A 6446-nucleotide genomic window follows, 5' to 3' on the forward strand; every position below is an offset into this window, starting at 1 on the left:
GGCCGTCCGTGATCCGTGCGTGCCAGCGGCCGCGCCTGTCGTGGACGCCGTCGGCGGCGAACTCGGGCGCGAAGAAGGGGGCGTAGGCCGCCTCCCAGGCAGCGGCGTGGATGTCACCGAGGGCGTCCCCGTCCTGCGGGACCGCGCGACGAACTTCGATCATCCGGTGAGCGTATCTTCTACGACTCCCGCGACAACAGCGGTCAGAAGGGCTGGGAACCGGGCGGAAGCCCCTCCCGCCCGGTCCGCCCCTCCCGCCCGGCCCCGGCCCGGCCGCAGGTCAGGTGGCGGCCGGGGTGGTGAACTGCGCGATGAGGACGGGGTACTGCTCCTTGCCGTGGCCGGCGGCGATCGAGCGGTCGGCCAGGGCCTTGATGAGGCGGGGGAGTTCGGCGTTGACGCCGAGGGCCTCGCTCTCCTCGACCAGGTGCGCCATGGCCCGGGCGTCGGTCTCCAGGGCCGAGACCTCGGCCGGGTAGGAGCCCGCGTCGATCTGCTCGGCGTATCCGGGCAGCCATTCGGCCACGCCGGCGGCGATCCGCCGGGCGAACTGCGCGTACGTGGCGGCGTCGACACCGGCCGTCCTGAGCATGGCCGTGCCCTGGAGCCAGGCGTTCAGGACGCTCCACATCATGGCGAGGCCCGCCACGTCGTACAGGGACGCCAGCCCGGGGTCCGTGCCGAGGTGGGTGACGGTGCCGAGTGCGGCGAGCGCCGGCTCGTGCGCCTCGAAGTGCGGGTGCGGCCCACTGTGCAGGATCACCGCCTCGGCGGTGCCGATGGCCGGCGGGACGGCCATGATGGCGCCGTCGAGGTAGCGGGCGCCACGCTGTTCGGCCCACCGGGCGGCTTCGCGGGCTTGGGCGGAGGAGCCGGAGGTCAGGTTGACCAGCGTGGTGCCGTCGAGGTCGGCTTCGTGCGCGCCGAGGAGGTCGTACACGGCGTCGTAGTCAGTGAGGCAGATGACGGCGAGCGGGCCCGCGCGCAGGGCGTCGCCGGCGGTCGGGGCGAGCCGTGCTCCGGCGGCGACGAGGCCGTCGGCCTTGGTGGGGGTGCGGTTCCACACCGTCGTGGGGTGCCCGGCCTTCAGGAAGGCACCGGCGAGGGCCTGGCCCATCAGGCCGAGTCCGATGATCGTCACGGGGGTGTCGGTTGCGTTCATGGCAGCATCGTGAACGTTGATACCGGTGTGAAGGTCAAGGGGGGATTGCGGTGCGGATCGGGGAACTCGCTCGTCGGACGGGCGTGAACGCCCACCAGTTGCGCTACTACGAGGCCCAGGGCCTGCTGGAGGCGGAGCGCGGCGCCAACGGCTACCGCGAGTACGGCGAGGACGCCGTGCTGCGGGTGAAGCAGATCCGGCACCTGCTCGGTGCGGGGTTGTCGTCGGCGGACATCGCGTACCTGCTGCCGTGCGCGGTGGGCGAGGCTCCGGAGCTGCTCGGGTGCCCGGAGCTGCTCGCTGCGATGAGGTCGCGGATGCGGCGGCTGGACGAGCAGATCGCCGGGCTCGCCCGCTCGCGCGATGCGCTCGCCGACTACATCGATGCGGCGGAACGCGTGGGCAGCCGGACGTATCCGCCGTTCGACGGGACCGGCGCGGAGCAGCCCGTTGCGGCCTGAGCGGTACACAGCGTTCCGGCGCGTACTGGGGGAAGTACGCCGCGATGGTCGCCGACTACCGGGTCACGGCCGAGTACGTCGAACGGCAAGAGGTCTTCGCGGCGGTCGAGGCGACCGTCCGGCTCCTCGTTGAGCGGGCGATCTCCTACTGCTCGTGCCCCATGGCGTCCAGGCGGCTCCTGAGTTGTCGAGTGAGCTTGTGGTTCTCCCCGAGGACGCGACGGGCATCGCCGTGCGCCTCCGCGTAGTGGATCAGTGCCCGGTCGACGTCACCGGCGAGGCGGTGGGCACCGCCGAGCGTGCCGCGGGAGGAGATGGCATCGGGGTGGTCGCCGCCCAGCACTCGAACCCGGTCGTCCAGGACGGTTTTCAGAAGGGGCAGCGCGGCGTCGAGCCGTCCGCTCCCCGCGTGCGCGCAGGCGAGGTTGTTGCGCGCTGTCAGCGTGGCGGGGTCGTCGGGTCCGAGAACCGTCGTCCGGCTCGACAGGGCTTCCTCGAACAGGGCGATTGCCCGTTCGGACTCACCGACGGTGGCGCAGCACATCGCGAGGGCGTTGACCGAAGTCGTGACGTCCGGGTGATCGGGTGCCAGTACGCGGCGCCGGTCGGCGAGGACCGCCTCCGCCAAGGCGACCGCGCGCTCGTCCCCGGCATCGTTGTAGGCGAGGGCCAGGTCGCTGCGGGAGGTCAGCGTGTCCGGATGGTCCTCGCCCAGCACCCGTGCGCGGTCGTCGGCCGTCCGCTCGTACAGCGCTGTGGCCCGTTCCAGGTCGCCGGCCGCGCAGTGCGCGGAGGCCAGGTTGTGGGCGATGCTGAGGGTTCGCGGGTGGTCCGGTCCGAGCACGCGGCGGACGTCGCCGAGGAGTGCGGTGTACAGCGGGATCGCGAGGTCCGGGCGCCCCGCCGAGCGATGGGCGTACGCGAGGTTGTTGCGTGCTGTCAGAGTGTTCTCATGGTGCCGGCCAGCCGTGTCTTCCTGTCTGGCCAGGACCTCGGTGTACAGCGGGATCGCGAGGTCCGGGCGGCCCGCCGAGCCGTGGGCGTGCGCGAGGCCGTTGCGTGCCATCAGGGTCCGCGGGTCGTCGTGGCCGAACAGCCGCAGCGAGTCGTCGAGCGCTTCCTTGAGCTGGTCGATGGCCAGCTTGGTCCTGCCCGCCGCTTCGTGGGCCCCGGCGAGACGGATCCGGGTGACGACGGTTTCAGGGTGGTCCTGCCCGAGCAGGTCACGGTGGCCGACGAGGGCCGACTCGAACAGGGGGATCGCACGGGTGAGGTCCCCGGCCTCCTCGTACGCCGAGGCGAGCGCGAGGCGCAGGGCGAGGGCCAGGCGGGGTTCCGGGCCCAACTGGTCCTCGCGCGCGCGCAGTACGTGCTCCAGGTAGGGTACGGCGCGGTGCTGCAGGTCCTGCCTGATCAGGGAGGCGGCGGTGGTGAGGAAGAGGCCGTCGGCGGAAGGGAGCGGGTCGAGGCCGGCCGAGTTCGCGATGCACGCGTCGATGTGCGGGAGAAGGTGCCGGACGGACGTGTCGGTGCGGGGTGCGTCTTCGGGGATCGCGGCGGCGAGCAGAGCGACGGCGGCGGTCCGCCCTTCGGTGACGGCTTCGGGACTCCGGTGCGGATCTCCGTCCTCCGGGGTGCGGCCGAGGGCCTGGACGAGCCGGTGGACAGCCACGGTGCCCGTGTCGGGTTCGGGGGAGATCATGCTGTAGGCGATCAGGAGACCGATCGCGTCGTTCACGGTCGGCGGGTCGGCGAGGCTGCCGAGCAGGGTGACGGGGATGTCATCGGGTGCGTACCAGGCCAGGATGCGCAGGAGATCCGTGGCGACGGGTTCGAGGGCGGTGATCCGGTCCAGGCTGATGTTCCAGATCCGAGCGATGGTGTCCTCGGTCCGTGTGGTGGCCGAGCCCCGACGGTACATCGCCGCCGGGTGGCCGGCGAGGAGGGCCAGGTAGGCGCGGGGGGTGGTCAGCGTGTTCTGGGCCAGGTAGGCGCCCACTTGCGTGAGCGCGAGGGGCAGGTGGCCCAGTTCCTCGCACAGCTCGGCGGCGCCGTCCAGGTCCCGGGGGCCGGCGGCGGTGATGGTACGGCTCAGCAAGGCGAGGGAGTCGGCTGGGCCGAGGACGCCGAGGCGGACCAGGGTGGTGGCGTGGGGCCACGGGGCGGCGAGGCGGCTGGTGATGAGGAACCGGCCGGTGGGGGCACGGGCGAGGAGGTGGGCGATGTCGGCGGGGTCGTTGACGTCGTCCAGGATGAGTAGCCAGCCGGTGTGGGTGGCCAGCCATTGCAGGGCGTACTCGGCGAGCGCCTCGGCTGGCAGTCGCAGCAGATCGGTGCGGGCGGGCTGCAGGGCGGTGGCCAGGTCGGCCAGGCCCTGCTGCACGCCGGCTGGGCTGTCGGCGGTGATCCAGCGGACGGGTGCGTGGCCGTGCGCGCGGGTGGCGGCCCAGTGGGCGGCCAGGGCGCTCTTGCCGATCCCGCCCAGCCCGTGCACGGCCTGGACCAAGGCGCTCCCGGGAGTCTGCAGGGCGGCATCGAGGAGGTCGAGCTCGTCCCCCCGGCCGACGAAGTGGTGGGGGCGGTCGCGCAGATCATCCAGGCCCGCGGGAGCGTCCACCTCGGCGGCAGGCCGCAAGACTTCGGGCGGCAGGCTCACGAAGGTGTTGGCGTTGTAGATGCCCGAGACAGCAAGTCCACCGTTCGCGGCGGTCGCGTTCCCGCTGCAGGACACCTGCTGCGTGCTGTGCTCATCGCCAGGTGTCGCGGACAGGGCGACCCGGGCGTCTGGAGAAGCGGCTCCGCCGCTGCTACTCGTTTCCGCCTGCGCGTCCGCACTTGCATCTCCGTCGGAGCTGCCGCCCCTGCCCAACGGCTCCCTGACCATGCCGTCCCCAGCTTCTTGATCAGTTACTGCGGTGCAGGGTGGGGGTTACGTTGACGATGCCGCTGATGGCGCTGGAGTCCGCTCCGTCGGCCTCAGCGTCCCCGGTGAGCACTGCCCGTGCCGCGCCCACGCCGCCGCCGGCGTTCTTGATGCCGGAGACAGCACTGCCTCCGTCACGGGCGACGGCTTTCCCCGTCCCGACCGCTGCGCTACCGATCGAGGAGGCAACGAACGACACCAGCTCACGCAACTGCTCGGACGCGCACTCCCGCTCCTGGGCGTTGAGACCCTCCAGCAGGGCCTCGAACCGGCCCTGCCACAGACCCTCCTGCCGCACCCCCTCGGTCATGACGTCGGACGAAGCACCCTGGTCCAATGCCTGCCTCGTCTGGTCCAGGCGTTCGAGCTCAGCCTGTCCCCGCGCAGCGTCGCCGCGGCCGAAGATCTCCGCGATCCGCCCGCGCAGCCCGTTCCACGCATCGGTGCCCGCTGCTTGGACCACCGCACCGCCACCTGCCACGGCCAACGCCGTCAACGCCTCGACCAGCACGCCCCCACCCCTTCGCACCGCGGATCACTTGCCCGCCGCAGTCCCCGCGCCGGGCATCACGTAACGGCCAGTCAACAACACGCACAGCCATGGCGAGGAGTTTTCGTCCAAACGGAGCGGGCTGTCCAGCTGTCCAGCTGTCGTGCGCCTGGGGCCCGGGCCGAGCCCGTTGCCGATCACGAAAGGGGTCCTGCCCGGGCTATGACCCCGCGCGGGCGGGCGGCGCCTGGGGGGATCGAAATCTCGTGCGACTGAGTGGGAGCCGTCCGGCAGGATGGGGGCACGATGGGTACGTTGACGGGGCTGGTACGGCACTGGCGGAGCATGGGATTCAACCGGGCGGTTCCGGACGATCTCCTCGTCCGCCTGCTCGACGTCGAACCCGGTTTCCTCTCCCGCAAAGACCTGTCCCCGGCCGTCCTCGACGCGGCCGTCGACCATCCGGACCGCAACGTGCGGGGCATGCTCGTCGAGGGCCGGCCCGCACTGTCCCCCGAGCAGTGGAGCCGGCTGCTCCTGAACGAGCCGGGCTCGGCCCGGCGGGAACTGTTCGTCGAGGCCGCGGCCCGGGCCGGTGCGCGACTCACCCCCGCCTGCCGCCAATCCCTCGCCGCCGACACCTCCCCCTTCGTCAGGGCCGCGGCCGCCGGGCTGCCGGGAATGGAGGCGGCGCTGCTCACTGCCCTCGCCACCGATCCCGTTGCCCGCGTCCGGGCCGCCGCCTGCACCCCGGCGTGGGCGCACCTCGGACCGGCCGTACGCGACGGGCTCCTCGCCGACTCCGACGGACACGTCCGGAGGGCCGCGCTCTTGAGGCACCACCAGGACGTGCCCCTGGGCCCCGCCGTCCTCGCCACCCTCGACGCGAAGGACCACACCCTGGCCATGGAGAGCTGTCGGCTCGAAGCAACCTGGGCCGCCCGCCTCGCCGGCGGCGAAGACGTTGAGGTACGGCGCACGCTCGCGGAGAATCCGCGGCTCCACCCGGACGCGTTCACCCTCCTCCTCGCGGACGAGGACGAGGGGGTTCGTGAGAGGGCCGCATTGCGCGCCGACCTGACGGAAGAACAGCGCGCCGGAATCCGCATGGGCATCGAGTCCGGCGCCCGGCGCGACTACGTCTTGCAGTGGGTCGCCGACCTCCACCACGACTCCGAAGCCATGCGCCGGCTCGCCGCCTCCAGCCACCCGTTCATCCGCAGCAGCGTCGCCCGAGCGGCCCGCCTCCCCGCCGACGTGGTCGAAAGGCTCGCCCGGGACGAGGACCCGACCGTGCGGCTGTTCCTCGCCGAGTCCTGCGACGACGCGCCCGCCGACATGCTCCTGGAGGTGTGGCACCGGTGGGACGGCAGCCTCAGCTTCCCCGGCGGGACCCGCAGCCACCCCAAC

At 72.4% G+C, this 6446-nt stretch carries 4 protein-coding genes and 1 pseudogene; 2 read left to right on the plus strand and 3 right to left on the minus strand.

Translation table 11 applies throughout. The annotated features are described in order from the left end of the window. Positions 1 to 280: 280 nt before the first annotated feature. On the minus strand, positions 281 to 1162 hold the full coding sequence (locus tag ACFV7Q_RS38065) for an NAD(P)-dependent oxidoreductase (protein WP_385435527.1): 882 nt from the start codon (positions 1160 to 1162) through the stop codon (positions 281 to 283). 50 nt (positions 1163 to 1212) lie between these two features. Between ACFV7Q_RS38065 and ACFV7Q_RS38070 the strand changes: the two genes are divergently transcribed. Then, positions 1213 to 1623 (plus strand): MerR family transcriptional regulator, encoded by a 411-nt coding sequence (locus tag ACFV7Q_RS38070; protein ID WP_385435528.1) that lies wholly within the window; start codon positions 1213 to 1215, stop codon positions 1621 to 1623. A gap of 145 nt (positions 1624 to 1768) precedes the next feature. On the opposite strand, the gene fxsT is transcribed toward ACFV7Q_RS38070, so the two are convergent. Both fxsT and ACFV7Q_RS38080 read right to left on the minus strand, forming a co-directional pair. Beyond that, positions 1769 to 4354, minus strand: coding sequence for an FxSxx-COOH system tetratricopeptide repeat protein (fxsT, locus tag ACFV7Q_RS38075; RefSeq protein WP_385435529.1), 2586 nt, complete (start codon positions 4352 to 4354; stop codon positions 1769 to 1771). A gap of 172 nt (positions 4355 to 4526) precedes the next feature. After that, a complete protein-coding gene (locus ACFV7Q_RS38080; RefSeq protein WP_385435530.1) occupies positions 4527 to 5057 on the minus strand; it encodes a hypothetical protein in 531 nt (176 codons plus the stop codon). Between the two features lie 285 nt (positions 5058 to 5342). Between ACFV7Q_RS38080 and ACFV7Q_RS38085 the strand changes: the two are divergent. Beyond that, positions 5343 to 6446 (plus strand): annotated as a pseudogene (locus ACFV7Q_RS38085) (hypothetical protein); the annotation flags it as partial.

Source organism: Streptomyces sp. NPDC059851, from assembly GCF_042732005.1.
GTDB lineage: Bacteria > Actinomycetota > Actinomycetes > Streptomycetales > Streptomycetaceae > Streptomyces.